This window comes from Paenibacillus sp. NPDC093718 (assembly GCF_050279985.1).
GTDB lineage: Bacteria > Bacillota > Bacilli > Paenibacillales > Paenibacillaceae > Paenibacillus_AQ.
Genome location: NZ_JBNNUS010000005.1, coordinates 464,965 through 478,957 on the forward strand (window position 1 = coordinate 464,965; position 13,993 = coordinate 478,957).

A 13,993-nucleotide genomic window follows, 5' to 3' on the forward strand; every position below is an offset into this window, starting at 1 on the left:
CCGTTTTCCGCATATGCTGAACTGATAGAAGAGTGAAGGGGAGTACCGACGTGGAGAGCAAAATCGATGATATGATAGCGCATCTTTCGCATTCTCAACAGCAGCTGGCCCGGATTTTGGAAGCTCAGCGCCATGCTGCTGTTCGCATGGCTCAAATTATACATTCTCTTCCTGAATATGAATTTCAGCTCGCTGAAGGACCGAAATCATCAGGAGGACAGACGACCCAAATCAATCGCAGCATCGTGTCATATTTGAACGCCATGGCGGATCTGCAGCAAACCGCAGCGGATAGCCTGGAGATCGTGTTAAAGGAAATGAGAGACCAAGAGGAAGAATAACCCGGTAGTCTTACCGGATGACAGAGGAGGGAATGCAGGTGAGCAAAGAAGAGTCTTTGATGCGAATGCTGGAAGCAGCCGTAGCCATTCAGCGCGAGACCTCTCTGATCCTGGAAGGGAAGGCAGTCGAAGCTGAAAAAGTTCGCGAGTGGGTGCTTTCGCAGGATCCCTCTGCCGGCGGATTGAAGGATTCGCTGGTGATGCATGAGCAAATCGTGGAGCAGATTGAAGGACTGACCCGAATCGGATCAGGGCTCTGCCGGAATCTGCGTGTGGCTTTAGGTACCGATGATCAGGCGTCAAGCGGAGGTTTTGATGAATTTGATTTTGGAGATTCGGATTCATGATTACACGCACCCACCGGGAACATGAAGCAAGGGTAGCCATGGTATCATCTATCGCCAGAAGCCAGGAGGCATTGGCCGGCATTTTGGAGAATATCGCCGAAGTCTCGGCCCATTCCGACGTGACTGCGAAAAAGCTTGCAGAGAATATCCGGCTGCTAACCGGTTACCAGTCGGTTATGACGGAGATGCTGACAGGCATACCGCTGAACCGAACGAAACGGGGATATCCTTCTTCCCCATGGCTTGCAGCCGGAAGGATTGCAAGCCACGGTACAGCTGACCAGGAACAAACCACGCACTCGGGAGGTTAATGACAGGATGGTAGTAAAAATAAAAGGCTTACGAAAGAGCGGACGTGCACGTCGTGCCGGCAGCAAGAGATTATCCTTGGCTGTAAGACGCTTGAAGGTTGTTAAAGGTGCCAGACGGCGTCGAGGCGGAAACTTGATTTTGCGTAAACGCCGCGGGATTCGAGGCCGCTATCGTTTACGAAGAGGAGGGCGCGTTTTCTATCCCGCCTCATCCCAGGCGTATAACCAAGGTTATAGTCAGGCATATGACGAAGGATTTAAATCGGGATTTGCGAAGGGTTACGAAGACGGGCAAATCCCTCCTGCACCTGTATGAAGGCGGACAGGGCGGCTCTCACGGAAGGTTTCGAATCCGTGAAGGACCGCTCTTTTTTTATTTTCACTTGCCGTTTCCAAGGGGGCGATACGTAAGGGCATACGCCAAATTCCCGGTTCAAGGGACAATCGTCCATGATGCATTCGTCCTCTTGGCATATAGTTATATGAACCTTTGTAAATCCCATATGAGACAGGGTGAAGATGGTGAGCTTATCGTTTCTTACAGGTCAGAAGGAGGGCTACCAGGCAGGTTACAGTGAAGGTTACCGTTTGGGGGGGTGCCGTGCGCTGATGGAACGTATTCCAGTTGAGCCCTCGCCATATTTCAATCTGAAAATTCTGTATGTCCCTCAAGGATTTGAGTCCATTGATGAAGGGGTAGTCAAGGGTCTTGGCCGAATCGTTCGGGAATGTATCGTGGTGCCGCCAGAACAAGTGGTGGAGGTGGCACTGCAGCAAAAGCCGGATATCATTCTGGTGATGAACGGCTTGCACGTATTTCCGGAGGGGTTTCGCCATTCCATGAATCAGCTCCGGAACCTTGGCTTCCGGACGGCCATTTGGTTTGTGGATGACCCTTATTTCACGGAGGAGACGCCGGAATTGGCACAGCACTTTGATGTTGTGTTCACGCACGAGCTGAGCTGTGTTGCATTGTATCAAAGCGTCGGGGTGAAGGAAGTGCATTATCTTCCGCTTGGCGTTCATCCGGAACTATTCACCCCTACGATGGCAGGGCCGGCATATCGTTCTGACATTTGTTTCATCGGCAACGCGTTCCGCAACCGTGCGGCACTGTTTGATGAATTGGCCCCGTTCTTGAAAGGGAAGCAGGTTCGTATTATCGGAGGCTACTGGGAACGACTTGTCCGTTATAAAGAACTCTCTCCGTTTGTGTACAGTGGCTTCATTCCGCCTGCTGAAACCGTGAAATTCTACAACGGCGCCAAAATTGTGATCAACCTGCACCGGCCCACGCAAAGCGGCGACGATAACCGCAACAGCCTGAATTATCCGGGACGTTCGATCAACCCGCGCACCTTTGAGATCAATGCTTGCGGTACGCTGCAGATCACGGATATCCGTGAGGATCTCAGCCAGTATTATACGCCAGGAATCGACATCGAAACCTTTGGCTCCGTTCCGGAATTGAAACATAAGATTTCCTATTATCTCTCTCAAGAGGATCAGCGCAGAAGTATAGCGCAGCGGGCGCTTCAGACAACGATGACAAGACATACGTATGTTCACCGACTGCCGGAACTTCTGACTTTGATCGAAGCCAATCGATAGGATGGATTTGTTTTCGTTCAAGCAAATATTAGGGAGGAGCGAAGCGGATGCCTAGAAGTTTAGTTACAGGACTACGTCGGTCCGCCGTATCCGATGCATACGGGGAAGGCAGGAATGCCGGTCTTCAAGCGGGATACGATGAAGGGTACTTCCGGGGGAAATCACAAGGCATCGTCAACCGGATTGTATACACCCCGCCTGTGCGGGATATCCATGTCTTGTTTGTCAGCTCGGGAAAAGGATTTCCCTATTCGCCGATTGATGAGGCGATTATTGGCACGCTGCATGGCATGGTACGTCAGCTTTCGCTGACGGATGCGAAGCAGGATGTAGCAGCGGAAGCAAGCCGCACCAGGCCGGATCTAGTGCTGGTGCTGGACGGTATGTATCTTCCGGTGGAACAGATGGATGCCGTTCGGGCCATGGGGATTCGGACAGCCGTATGGATGACCGACGATCCGTATTATACCGATATGACCATAGGATGGGTTCATCACTATGATTATGTGTTTACGCTGGAGTTTAACTGTGTGGCCCATTATCAGAACTTGGGCTGCGCTCAGGTTCATTATTTGCCATTCGCTGCATTTCCCGGCCATTATCGTCCGATCGTCAAACCTGGAGCGGCAACCCGCGATATCAGTTTTGTCGGTACAGCCTATCCGAAGCGAATTCAGTTCTTTGAACCCATTATGGATCAACTGATGGCGCACCGTACATTTATTAACGGAAATTGGTGGGAACGGTTCCCTGGGTATGGGCGATATAACAACCGAATCGAGGTCAACAAGTGGATGGGCCCGGCGGAAACGGCAGACGTATACAACAGTGCCAAGATTATCATCAATCTGCACCGTGCGGTAGATGACGACGACATTAATCAAAATAGAGGTCATATTCCTGCGGCTTCCCCGAACCCTCGTACGTTTGAGATCAGTGCCTGCGGTACGCTTCAACTCTGTGATGAGCGCGCAGATCTGGCGCGCTTTTACACGCCGGGTGTGGAGATTGAGACGTACCGATCGCCTGGTGAACTGCTGGAGAAGATTGAGTATTACCTTACGAACGATCAACTGCGTAAAGATATCGCCCATCGTGCACTGGAGAGAACTTTTCAGGAGCATACCTATGCACATCGGCTGAACACGCTGTTCTCGATCATCTTCCCATGAGCGGTATGCAGAAATAGATGAATGTTGGGGGAACAAGCGTCGTTGCGGTATCTTTGTCTCCCTAATATATTGTACCAACTGGGTGAAAAGGAGGTGGATCGCATCCGGTACTGCGAGAATCACGGTTACTGAAGATGCGGACGATACCGATGGCCCTTAAACCGAAAATGTTGATTTTTTCACACGTATCCAATCCTTCAAGCATTACGGGAGCGGAGAAGCTGCTTCTGTTCTTCTGCGGGCAGTTAGCTCCATACTTCGATTGTGTTCTGGTTGCACCGAATGAAGGCCGACTGACCATGCTGGCCAGACAATCCGGGATTATGGTCAAAATCCACAAAATCCCATTGCTCCACAGTATATACACACCTGGTGCCCATCTTATGAACGAAGCGGATAAGTTAATGACAACACCTGTATTCCGTGCCTTGACAAAATGGATAGCAAATGAAGGACCTCAGGTGATTCTTACCAATACCTGCGTGCATTTTATGCCGGCGGCTGCCGGAAAACGACTCGGGATTCCCGTGATGTGGCAGCTGACAGAAAAAATTACGGATAACGGGTATGCCCATTTCTCCACTTCGTTAATCCATCAGTACAGCAGTTGGATCATCAGTATTTCCGAATCGGTAGTCGAGAGCTTCCCGCCGGAAGTGAGGCAGTCGAAGATGACGGTTCTTCCTCCATCCTGGAGCGAGTCTGACATTCAGCCGGAAGCATGGCCGGGATGGAGGGCCTCCTACCGGGAGAAGCTTGGGATCACATCGAACAGACCCGTAATTGGGATGATCTCGTCGTTTCTGATCGAGAGCAAAGGGGTCCACCATTTTATCGACATGGCGCTTTCGCTCAAGGATGCCTATCCGGACGCGGTCTTCCTCATTGTTGGCAGCGTGCTGGACCTGGACTATGAGAGATTGTGCCGCGATCGGATTGCTTGGGCCGGAGCTCAGCACCGATTCATATTCGCCGGTACCCAGGATGACATCACTCAGGTGTACTGTGCACTCGATGTTGTTGTCGTACCGAGCGTGGTACCGGAGGGATTCGGGTTGACGGCACTGGAGGGCCTGATGTACGGAAAACCGGTTGTTGCCTATGCGTCAGGGGGACTCCAGGAAGTGTTGACAGCTGCCGGCTGTCCGCATCTGCTAGCCGACCCAGGGAGTACGGCCTCTCTGGTGGAGAAAGTAAGGTTCATACTGGACCAGCCGGATCAGGGAGTTTCCTTGGGAATGCAGAACAGGATGCAAGCGCAGGCTGTTTATGGTCCTGCGATGTACCAGGTACGAGTGAACGAAATGGTTTCCCGGTGGATGAATGAGCATCCAGAGTGGTTCCAGGCGAGGGCAAGAACGGCGAAGCACCTGGCTGCTCCGACGAGACGGCATAAACAGCGTAGGCGCATCCGGAAGAAACGCGGTGAAGCAAGACTGCGCCGAATATTACCTCGCACGAGAACCAGAAGAACAGAAGGAAAACCGACCAGGCGATGGGCATCAAAGCCTAGACAACGCAGAACGTCCGCAAGGCGACGGAAGGCATAAGACGAGGAGATAGGCAGAGCGGTCCTCAGGCTTCTGAGACATTGAAAAGCAGATATGCATCCACTCTGCCTTCTCAAGAATACGGGAAGAATGGTCGTGCTGCGGAAAGATCGCCTTCGGATCTGTGATTAACTTGGCAAGGGAGAATCCGATATGAAAGTCATGACAATCTTGGGTACGAGGCCCGAAATTATCCGATTAAGCTTGATCATTCCTCTGCTAGACCAGTACGCTACGAGGCATGTGCTTGTGCATACAGGGCAAAATTTCACGAATACCTTAAGCGGGGTGTTCTTCTCGGAGATGGGACTCCGCAGTCCGGATTACGTCCTTCAGGACCGTCAGGCAACGCTAGGAGGCCAGCTGTCCGTCATGTTCAGCCGTATGGAAGAGATCTTGGAGCAGGAGAAGCCCGATACCGTACTGCTGCTGGGCGATACAAACAGCGCGCTTTGCGCTGTGCTGGCTGAGCGTCTGGGATACCCCGTGGTGCATATGGAAGCGGGGAACCGCTGCTTTGATCTTGATGTGCCTGAAGAGAAGAACCGCAAAGTCATTGATGCGGTATCCTCCATCAATATGCCTTATACGAACTACAGCAAGAATCATCTGCTTCGCGAGGGTGTGCCGAGTCAGCGTATCGTTCTGACAGGGAACCCGATCTATGAAGTCATGAAGCATTATGAAACTCAGGTCAATCAAAGCCGGATCATGGAGCAGCTGTCCTTGTCGCCTCAGCAATATTTTCTGGTCACAATACACCGCTCCGAGAATGTGGATCGACCTGAGAATTTAAAGGAAATTTTAAATGGGTTAAACGCGGTTGCGGAAACGTTCGGGCACCGGCTCATATGCAGCCTTCATCCCCGGACGGCTTCGCGCCTTGAAGGGGCGAAGGAGGTTAGTCTCCATCCGCTCATTGAATTCCACGAGCCGTTTGGCTTTTTTGATTTTGTGAGGCTCGAGAAGGATGCTCTGTGTGCCATCACTGACAGCGGCACGGTACAAGAGGAATGCTGCATCATGCACGTACCCACAGTAACGGTTCGGCGGACGACGGAGCGACCTGAGACTGTGGATTGCGGAAGTAACATCGTATCCGGCTTGAGTGCCGACCGGATCCATGGAGCGGTCAAATTGATGACTCAATTGAGTCGCGACTGGAAGTGCCCGGAGGGCTACTTGGCGGACAATGTGTCGCGTACCGTCGTAAAATATGTGCTTGGAGGGAAAGTGAATGTTCACTAATCAACGGATTTTGGTGACTGGCGGCACAGGCTCTTGGGGACATGAACTGATCAGCCAGCTACTGCCGCTAAATCCTAAGCAGGTCATCGTCTATTCCAGAAGCGAGGCTACGCAAGTGGCCATGGACCGTGAGTTTGAAGATCCGAGACTCACTTTCCGAATTGGGGACATCCGCGACAAGGAAGCTCTTACGGCAGCTTGCCAGGATGTCGATTACGTCTTTCATCTTGCGGCGCTGAAACATGTACCTGTATGTGAGGAGCATCCCTATGAAGCTCTGAAAACCAATGTAGTAGGCACGCAGCATGTCATTGAAGCAGCCATTGAAAACCAAGTGAAAAAAGTGATATATATTTCAACGGATAAAGCTGCAAATCCATCCAACTTTTACGGCATGACCAAGGCGATTGGCGAAAAGTTGATTGTGTATGCTAATCTGTTGAGTAATCACACCAAATTCGTTTGCGTGCGGGGCGGCAATGTTCTCGGAACGAACGGGAGCGTCGTTCATGTATTCAAGAATCAGATTCGGCAAAAGGGACAGATCAGCATTACTGATCACAACATGACCCGTTTCTTCCTGACCTTGAAGGACGCAATCTCCTTGCTGTTCAAAGCGTCGATTGAAAGCATAGGCGGCGAAATCTTCGTTATGACGATGCCGACCTGCCGCATCGTGGATTTGGCGGAAGTGCTTATAGAGGCTTCCGGGCGAAACGACGTCACAGTGGTTGAAACCGGAATTCGTCCGGGAGAGAAGATCCATGAAATACTCATGAGTGATTTTGAAAGCCAGACTACCGTTGTTTACGATGACGAGTATTTGGTCATATTACCGACTTTAGATATTCCTGATCTGAAGGAACGGTATCAACACCTGCCCAAAGTGTCTTTCAACAGTTTCAGCTCGGAGCATCAATTGATGACGAAGGTCGAAATACGGGATATTCTGCGCCGCGGAGGATTCTTGCCATGAAGATGCTCATTCTCGGGGGAAATGGCATGGCGGGACATATGCTTGTACAGTACTTTCAGTTATCCGGCAAGCATCATGTCTTTTATACGACCCGGGACAGAAGCGATTCACAAGGCCTGGTGCTCGATGTAACCGATATGAGTGCTGTAGAGCATATCGTTAAGGCGGTTGGGCCCGATATCATCATCAACGCCGTAGGCGTCTTGAATCAACGAGCTGAGGAAGACAAGATAAATGCGTATCATATCAATGGTTTTTTACCTCATCGGTTGCGATATTTAGCGAATAGCATTTCAGCCAGACTTATTCATATCAGCACGGATTGCGTGTTTCTGGGGACCAAGGGAGGCTATCGGGAAGATGATCTTCCCGATGGTGTGACTTCCTATGCGGTAACCAAAGCGCTGGGCGAGGTCCAAGATCCGGATCACTTGACGATTCGAACCTCGATCATCGGACCTGAAATTCGGCAGAGCGGAATCGGCCTGTTTAACTGGTTTATGAAGCAGCGAGGCGAGGTTTCCGGCTACCGGGCTGTGCTATGGAACGGTGTTACAACGCTGGAGCTTGCCAAAGCGATCGAATTCTTCATGAACAAGGACGTGGGAGGTCTAATCCATCTCGGACATCCGAATCCGGTAAGCAAATATGAGTTGCTGCTGTTGTTCAAGGACATATGGGGGAAACACGATGTGGTTGTGGTCCCGACCGATGAGTTTGTACAGGATCGGACGCTGCGCAGCACGCGACTCGATGCAACCTATCCATTTCCGGATTATGCTCAAATGTTAAAGGAGATGTATGAATGGCAGCAGAAACATTAACAAACAAAAAACTGCTGATCACAGGAGCCACAGGTTTTACCGGCTTACATGCTTGTGCTTATTTCGTCCGGCAGGGCTGTACGGTCGTTGCTGCCGGTCGGAATAAGAAAACGCTGGATTCGATACAAGGCGTCATATCGGCCGAGTGTCACCTGGAGGACCGTGAACAGGTGAATGACCTTATTCAAAATAACCTTCCCGATTATATTTTGCATTTAGCCGGAAAAAATTCAGCTTCGGAGTCGTGGAAGCATCCTGCTTCATATATGGAGAGTAATGTTATGGGCACCATCTATCTGCTTGAGGCAGTTCGGCAGCACTGTCCGGACAGTCGCATGGTAATGGTTGGGTCCAGACTAAGCGTAGATCCCGCAAAAGGCGCGGCCGCCGTTCCTCATCCATACAGCCTTAGCAAAACCTTTGCCAGTTGGTCCGCAGCGGCCTGGCACAGCATGTTTAACCAGCATATCGTCCTTGCTGAGCCGTCCAATCTGATCGGCCCTGGAGAATCGACAGGATTCTGCACGCTGCTTGCCCGGTATATTGCAGGCTGTGAAGCGGGTAGGGCCCTGCCGCTATTCCGTATCAGTTCCCGATTCGAATCCAGGGACTTTCTGGACGTTCGGGATGCGGTAGCTGCATACGGCGTACTTCTGAAGAGCGGTTCTTCCGGCATGACGTATCCGATCGGTTCGGGGGAAGAGCATACGCTTGGAGAGCTGGCTGAGCGCTTACTGAAGCAGACCGGGGCGGCGGTGCCCATCGATTGGGGACCTGAATCCGCCTCGCTTTCGTTGGATTCATTAAATAAGGGGACCGGAGGGCAGCAAGGGGCCGGGCTTCTCAAAGCGCTGGGATGGAGCCCGCAATACCGCCTGGAGCAATCGCTTGCCGATATTATGAATGACGCCAGAATTCAGGTGCAGTTATCCTCTTCATAAGTATAATGAATCAAAACGCCGATGGATGTTCGTGATCTAATCGGTGTTTTTTTGTCCATAAAATTAGGCTTGATCATCAGTAATCTTCCATGTTAAAACCTTTCAGCATACCACTTCTGCCTCAAGGTCATCCTATACGATGTTAATACACTCATTATAGAGATGGAGGATGAATCATGATTAAATCCAAGGCCCTCAACCTGACCGTCTCCACGGCATTGCTGCTGAGTATGGCTGCAGTAGCAGGATGCGGTAACGCCAACGACGGCAACACGACACGTACGAATAATGTGGACAGTGGCCGTATCGGTGTGAATTCCGTACGGAACAACCAGAACGTCCGCGGCACGCAGCAGCATGACCTGACCAACCTGAAATACAGTAAAACGCTGTCGAGAAAAGTTTCGGATATCAGTGGTTTAGGTACAGCCCATGTATTCGTGACGAACCGCAATGCGTATGTATCGCTGTCCCGGGATGGCATGAACACCAATAACATCAACGGTCGTGTGACGGGTATGAGCACTGGAGCTAATCGTGCCACTGACCGTACGCTGACGGGCACGAACAACACGAATGTAAGAAACCGTACCTTTGGTACTTCAGGTACAGGCAGCGTCGGTCTCCTGCAAGGAATGGCAAACGACACAAGACGTGCTGTGGACAATACGACAGGTCTTGGAACAGGTTTAGGCCGTAATGCCGATAACCGCGGCTTCGGTGTAAACGGAACGACAACCAATGGCGGATTTGGCGGCAGCAATTATAATACGTTAAACGGAACACGCACGAATGGACTGATGGGTACTAACGGAACGAACGGTACAACAAATGACACTCATATGGGAACAGGCATCAATGGCGTTCCTTATGGCACTTTCAACAACAATAACATGGGCATCATGAACAACAATCGTGAAGAGGTTCCTCAACATGTACGTCAGGAGATTACGAGCAAAATTCGCAAGACCGCTCCGCATATCAGTCAAGTATATGTTTCCACGGATGATGATTTTTATCAGCATGCCAATCGTTTTGGAACTGACGGTAATGCAGCGAACACGGTTGGAACACTTACGCGCGATTTCGGCACATGGATTAACCGTGTGTTCCCACTGAACCTTGGCGATCGTGACGGCATGAACGATACCCGCGGCAACCTGATGAAGAATGATACGGATGACGGTTGGTTTGGCGGTAATCGGAACAGCCGGTAAAACCTATATACCAAAAGGAGCTGCCCTTTAGGAATGAAATCATCCCTAAAAAGGCAGCTCCTTTGCTATGTTTGCTATAAGTAATAATCAATCAGGATTAATGTTTGCGTTGTCCTTGAATCCAGACGCCTTGAAGCTCCAGATCACTTGAAAGCATCAGCACGTCGGCATACTTGCCGGCTTCAAGAGAGCCTGTAAGATCAGCGATGCCGATCTTTGCGGCGGGATTAAGACTTCCAACGCGGGAAGCCTGCTCAATGCTTAACCCAACCTCTCGGACCAACAGCTGAAAGCCTTTGATCATCGTCAGCGTACTGCCAGCCAGGCTGTCTCTGTTGCTCTTGAGCGTGGCGATGCCGTTCTCGACAACTACCGGCAGGTCACCCAGCGTATATTCGCCGTCAGCCATACCGGTAGCGGACATCGCGTCGGTAATCAGAATGAGATTTCCGTCTTGCTTCATGCGGGCCAGAATCCGAATGGCTGCGGGGTGGACATGGATACCGTCAGCGATTATCTCGCAGCTTAAGCGATCATCACTGAGCATCGCGCCCACCACGCCAGGCTTGCGGTGGTGCAGTCCTGTCATCGCATTGAACGTATGCACGCCATGGCTAAGACCTGCTTCAACGGCGGCCTCGACTTCCTCATAGGTGGCATCTGTATGCCCCAAGGCGGCTACGATCCCGTGGTTGTTCAGCCAAGAGATAGCCTCTAGTGCTCCCTCGCGCTCGGGTGCAAGCGTCACCTGGCGGACCAGGCCAGGGTAAGTGGATACCCACTCTTCCAGCCAATCGATATTAGCGTGGACGATATGCTCCGGATTTTGTGCGCCGGGCCATTTCGGGCTGATAAAAGGGCCCTCCAGATGTACGCCCACCAGTCTTGTGTAGGGCATGTCTTGGCTTTGGTAGTCGTTAACTTCTTGCAGCACATGGTCGATAGCTGCCTTAGGAGCCGTCATCGTGGTAGCAAGCATGGCCGTGGTGCCCTGGGAGCTGTGGAACGACGTGATTTTATCCAGGACATCCTTGGAGGCATCCATGAAATCTTCACCGTTACCCCCATGCACGTGGATATCAATAAAACCGGGAATAATGTACCCATCCGGTTGATGGATCACTTCAGCAGCGGCCTGCTTCAGATCGGCAGGGAGTCCGGAAGCATCACCGGCGTAGGAGATACTCTCTCCTTGAATCGCCAGCACGCCGTCTTCACAGATGCCGTTTGGCGTCAGGACTTGACCATACAGCAATTGGACAGATTCTTTTCGTTCGCCGCTCATACCAGCAGTCTCCCTGCACCTTGATCCAGAAGGACAACCACATTCGGATGACATTGAAGCAGCGATGCCGGACACTCTGTGGTAATCGGTCCTTTTAATGCACGGTGAACAATTTTCGCTTTATCCTCACCACGGACGAGGAGAAGAATTTGCCGGGCTTTCAAGATCGTGGCAACGCCCATCGTAATCGCATGGGTTGGCACATCATCCAGGGTAGGGAAGAATCTTGCATTGGCGTTGCGTGTTTTCTCTTGCAGCTCAACCACATGCGTACCCCCACTCAAGAGTTCTCCAGGTTCGTTAAAACCGATGTGTCCGTTATGTCCAAGGCCGAGAAGCTGGAGATCAACCGGGCCGAATTCTTCCAGCATTTTATCGTAATTCAGGCATTCTGCTTCCGGATCGGCAGCATTTCCGTTCGGCACATGGGTCCGTTCGATTTGGATGTCCACATGATTGAAGAACTTCTCATTCATGAAAGTGCGGTAGCTCTCCGGATGGTTCTCGGGAAGGCCTACATATTCGTCCAGATTATATGTTGTGGTCTGGGCGAAGCTGACCAGGCCCTGACGGTTCATTTCAATCAGTTTGGCATAGAGTCCGACCGGTGTGCTTCCTGTAGCCAGTCCCAGCTTAGCGCGCGGATTGGTGTGAATCAGGCTGGAGATCAGATTAGCACCTGTTTGCACAAATTGTTCTTCATCGCGGAATGTGTAAATATTCATTGGTTATTGTCCTCCTCGGCTTTTGCGATAGTTTTGAACATTAAGATATGATTGCTCCAGACGGGGAACATACGTAGAGAAGTCCCGACTGGCCATACCCATGAACAGGATGTCAATAATGTGAAGCTGCGCGATACGCGAAGCCATGTCTCCCCGGCGCATTCCTTCCTCTAATGAAGATGAATACAGTGTGATGTCTGCCAGAGCGGAGATGGCGCTGCTTCGGTACGACGTGATGCTGATCGTGAAGGCGCCGGCGTCTTTGGCACAAGTCAACGCATCGATGGTCTCCGGTGTTTCGCCGGAGTATGAAACAGCAACGGCAACATCGCTTGAAGTCAGGGTAGAGGCTGATGTGATCTGCATATGCGAATCTGCGAAAGCCGTGCAGTTTTTGCCGATCCTGATCAGCTTTTGGTAGAAGTCCTGTGCCACAATGGAAGAGGTAGCCACTCCGTACAGATCAATGCGCTTCGCGCGGCATAAGGCATCCACGGCACGCTCCAGCTGACCCAGATCGAGCAGCTCTGTCGTATCCCGTATCGAAGTCAGATGATTGGATTCAATCGCCTCGACGATGCCGGCGAGAGCGTTGCCGGCAACGATATCCTGATAGCGCGTATTTCCCGTACGTGAAGCCATTTCGGCATGAGCAATCTCGGCGGCAAGCTTGAGCTTAAAATCAGGATATCCTTTACACTGAAAGTTCTTACAAAAACGGGTTACGGTGGCAGCGCTGACCTCACACTGCTCTGCAAGATCTTTAATGCCCATATGCACAATCTCGGATGGAGCTGTCAAAATAAACTCTGCGAGCCGTCGTTCCTGACGGGGCAGACCTTCCTTTTCGACAGAAATAATATGCAAGATTGGTGTCATCACAAGCCTCCTTCAAGGTTCCCGGTGAGCTTATTGCCTGGGCATAACGAATGGGATTCCAATTCTGAAAATAGTTTTTATAAATATGAAAAAATAAAGAAAATTATTTTTACACCATCATCATAGACCAACCCTCGAGTGGAAGCAAGGACAAAAATCGCCAATACGGGCCAATCGCCCAAATTGTTCGCCTCTTGCGCACCTTCCCCCCTGATCTTACATAAGATGAGTTGACTGTATCCCTTACCCTTGTTAGACCACACATACCCGGGCAAGGAGGGGTGACACCATTGAAGGGGACCGACCACAACAGTAAGTTCTTGTTAACCCACCGTGAACGCGAAGTTTTTGAATTGCTAGTGCAGGACAAAACGACTCGCGATATCGCCGGGCAGTTGTTTATTAGCGAAAAGACGGTGCGTAACCACATCTCAAATGTCATGCAAAAATTAAACGTCAAGGGCCGTTCGCAAGCTGTCGTTGAGTTGATAAAACTCGGTGAGTTGAAGATCTGACACCATGCCGGTTGCATGAACGAAAGCACAGCGAAAGCCTTCCTTCCCGTA

Annotated in this window: 16 protein-coding genes; 13 read left to right on the top strand and 3 right to left on the bottom strand. The window is 51.0% G+C overall.

Annotated elements, in window-relative coordinates:
* Positions 1–50: 50 nt before the first annotated feature.
* The 12 genes from ACQKPA_RS17830 (at position 51) to ACQKPA_RS17885 (ending at position 10,538) form a co-directional block, all read left to right on the top strand.
* Entirely contained in the window at positions 51–341 is a 291-nt protein-coding gene (locus ACQKPA_RS17830) for a nucleoside-diphosphate sugar epimerase (RefSeq protein WP_071223480.1), read from the top strand.
* 32 nt (positions 342–373) lie between these two features.
* Entirely contained in the window at positions 374–688 is a 315-nt protein-coding gene (locus ACQKPA_RS17835) for a hypothetical protein (RefSeq protein WP_427493904.1), read from the top strand.
* Positions 685–999, top strand: a complete 315-nt coding sequence (locus ACQKPA_RS17840; protein WP_427493905.1) for a hypothetical protein — start codon at positions 685–687, stop codon at positions 997–999. Before ACQKPA_RS17835 ends, ACQKPA_RS17840 begins: the two co-directional genes overlap by 4 nt.
* A 7-nt stretch (positions 1,000–1,006) precedes the next feature.
* Positions 1,007–1,315 carry a hypothetical protein gene (locus tag ACQKPA_RS17845; RefSeq protein WP_427493906.1) on the top strand — a complete coding sequence of 103 codons (309 nt, stop codon included), beginning with the start codon at positions 1,007–1,009 and terminating at the stop codon, positions 1,313–1,315.
* 203 nt (positions 1,316–1,518) lie between these two features.
* Positions 1,519–2,610, top strand: a complete 1,092-nt coding sequence (locus tag ACQKPA_RS17850; protein WP_427493907.1) for a CgeB family protein — start codon at positions 1,519–1,521, stop codon at positions 2,608–2,610.
* Between the two features lie 47 nt (positions 2,611–2,657).
* Positions 2,658–3,782 (top strand): CgeB family protein, encoded by a 1,125-nt coding sequence (locus ACQKPA_RS17855; RefSeq protein WP_427493908.1) that lies wholly within the window; start codon positions 2,658–2,660, stop codon positions 3,780–3,782.
* A 149-nt stretch (positions 3,783–3,931) separates the two neighbouring features.
* Positions 3,932–5,332 carry a glycosyltransferase family 4 protein gene (locus ACQKPA_RS17860; RefSeq protein WP_427493909.1) on the top strand — a complete coding sequence of 467 codons (1,401 nt, stop codon included), beginning with the start codon at positions 3,932–3,934 and terminating at the stop codon, positions 5,330–5,332.
* Positions 5,333–5,485: 153 nt separating this feature from the next.
* Complete coding sequence (gene wecB, locus ACQKPA_RS17865) at positions 5,486–6,580, top strand: non-hydrolyzing UDP-N-acetylglucosamine 2-epimerase (RefSeq protein WP_427493910.1); 1,095 nt, start codon at positions 5,486–5,488, stop codon at positions 6,578–6,580.
* A complete protein-coding gene (locus ACQKPA_RS17870) occupies positions 6,570–7,556 on the top strand; it encodes a polysaccharide biosynthesis protein (RefSeq protein WP_071223473.1) in 987 nt (328 codons plus the stop codon). Before wecB ends, ACQKPA_RS17870 begins: the two co-directional genes overlap by 11 nt.
* Positions 7,553–8,380 (top strand): SDR family oxidoreductase, encoded by an 828-nt coding sequence (locus tag ACQKPA_RS17875; RefSeq protein WP_071223472.1) that lies wholly within the window; start codon positions 7,553–7,555, stop codon positions 8,378–8,380. The genes ACQKPA_RS17870 and ACQKPA_RS17875 overlap by 4 nt, the downstream gene beginning before the upstream one ends.
* Positions 8,362–9,321: an NAD-dependent epimerase/dehydratase family protein gene (locus ACQKPA_RS17880; RefSeq protein ID WP_427493911.1), complete on the top strand. Its 960-nt coding sequence runs from the start codon at positions 8,362–8,364 to the stop codon at positions 9,319–9,321. Before ACQKPA_RS17875 ends, ACQKPA_RS17880 begins: the two co-directional genes overlap by 19 nt.
* 176 nt (positions 9,322–9,497) lie before the next feature.
* Positions 9,498–10,538 (top strand): YhcN/YlaJ family sporulation lipoprotein, encoded by a 1,041-nt coding sequence (locus tag ACQKPA_RS17885; RefSeq protein WP_427493912.1) that lies wholly within the window; start codon positions 9,498–9,500, stop codon positions 10,536–10,538.
* A gap of 97 nt (positions 10,539–10,635) precedes the next feature.
* On the opposite strand, the gene nagA is transcribed toward ACQKPA_RS17885, so the two are convergent.
* The 3 genes from nagA to ACQKPA_RS17900 are packed head-to-tail and all read right to left on the bottom strand — an operon-like array spanning position 10,636 to position 13,427.
* Positions 10,636–11,823, bottom strand: coding sequence for an N-acetylglucosamine-6-phosphate deacetylase (gene nagA, locus ACQKPA_RS17890; RefSeq protein ID WP_427493913.1), 1,188 nt, complete (start codon positions 11,821–11,823; stop codon positions 10,636–10,638).
* Positions 11,820–12,548 carry a glucosamine-6-phosphate deaminase gene (gene nagB / locus ACQKPA_RS17895; RefSeq protein ID WP_427493914.1) on the bottom strand — a complete coding sequence of 243 codons (729 nt, stop codon included), beginning with the start codon at positions 12,546–12,548 and terminating at the stop codon, positions 11,820–11,822. Before nagB ends, nagA begins: the two co-directional genes overlap by 4 nt.
* Positions 12,549–12,551: 3 nt before the next feature.
* On the bottom strand, positions 12,552–13,427 hold the full coding sequence (locus ACQKPA_RS17900; protein ID WP_216535407.1) for a MurR/RpiR family transcriptional regulator: 876 nt from the start codon (positions 13,425–13,427) through the stop codon (positions 12,552–12,554).
* Between the two features lie 290 nt (positions 13,428–13,717).
* Here ACQKPA_RS17900 and ACQKPA_RS17905 point away from each other — a divergent pair, with 290 nt between their 5' ends.
* Positions 13,718–13,942 carry a helix-turn-helix domain-containing protein gene (locus tag ACQKPA_RS17905; RefSeq protein WP_006208732.1) on the top strand — a complete coding sequence of 75 codons (225 nt, stop codon included), beginning with the start codon at positions 13,718–13,720 and terminating at the stop codon, positions 13,940–13,942.
* Positions 13,943–13,993 lie beyond the last annotated feature (51 nt).

Coding starts and splice junctions, on each gene's coding strand:
- ACQKPA_RS17845 (WP_427493906.1), top strand. CDS start 1,007: ATGGTAGTAAAAATAAAAGGCTTACGAAAGAGCGGACGTGCACGTCGT.
- ACQKPA_RS17850 (WP_427493907.1), top strand. CDS start 1,519: ATGGTGAGCTTATCGTTTCTTACAGGTCAGAAGGAGGGCTACCAGGCA.
- nagB (WP_427493914.1), bottom strand. CDS start 12,548: ATGAATATTTACACATTCCGCGATGAAGAACAATTTGTGCAAACAGGT.
- ACQKPA_RS17885 (WP_427493912.1), top strand. CDS start 9,498: ATGATTAAATCCAAGGCCCTCAACCTGACCGTCTCCACGGCATTGCTG.
- ACQKPA_RS17870 (WP_071223473.1), top strand. CDS start 6,570: ATGTTCACTAATCAACGGATTTTGGTGACTGGCGGCACAGGCTCTTGG.
- ACQKPA_RS17875 (WP_071223472.1), top strand. CDS start 7,553: ATGAAGATGCTCATTCTCGGGGGAAATGGCATGGCGGGACATATGCTT.
- nagA (WP_427493913.1), bottom strand. CDS start 11,823: ATGAGCGGCGAACGAAAAGAATCTGTCCAATTGCTGTATGGTCAAGTC.
- ACQKPA_RS17900 (WP_216535407.1), bottom strand. CDS start 13,427: ATGACACCAATCTTGCATATTATTTCTGTCGAAAAGGAAGGTCTGCCC.
- ACQKPA_RS17880 (WP_427493911.1), top strand. CDS start 8,362: ATGGCAGCAGAAACATTAACAAACAAAAAACTGCTGATCACAGGAGCC.
- ACQKPA_RS17855 (WP_427493908.1), top strand. CDS start 2,658: ATGCCTAGAAGTTTAGTTACAGGACTACGTCGGTCCGCCGTATCCGAT.
- ACQKPA_RS17840 (WP_427493905.1), top strand. CDS start 685: ATGATTACACGCACCCACCGGGAACATGAAGCAAGGGTAGCCATGGTA.
- ACQKPA_RS17835 (WP_427493904.1), top strand. CDS start 374: ATGCAGGTGAGCAAAGAAGAGTCTTTGATGCGAATGCTGGAAGCAGCC.
- ACQKPA_RS17860 (WP_427493909.1), top strand. CDS start 3,932: ATGGCCCTTAAACCGAAAATGTTGATTTTTTCACACGTATCCAATCCT.
- wecB (WP_427493910.1), top strand. CDS start 5,486: ATGAAAGTCATGACAATCTTGGGTACGAGGCCCGAAATTATCCGATTA.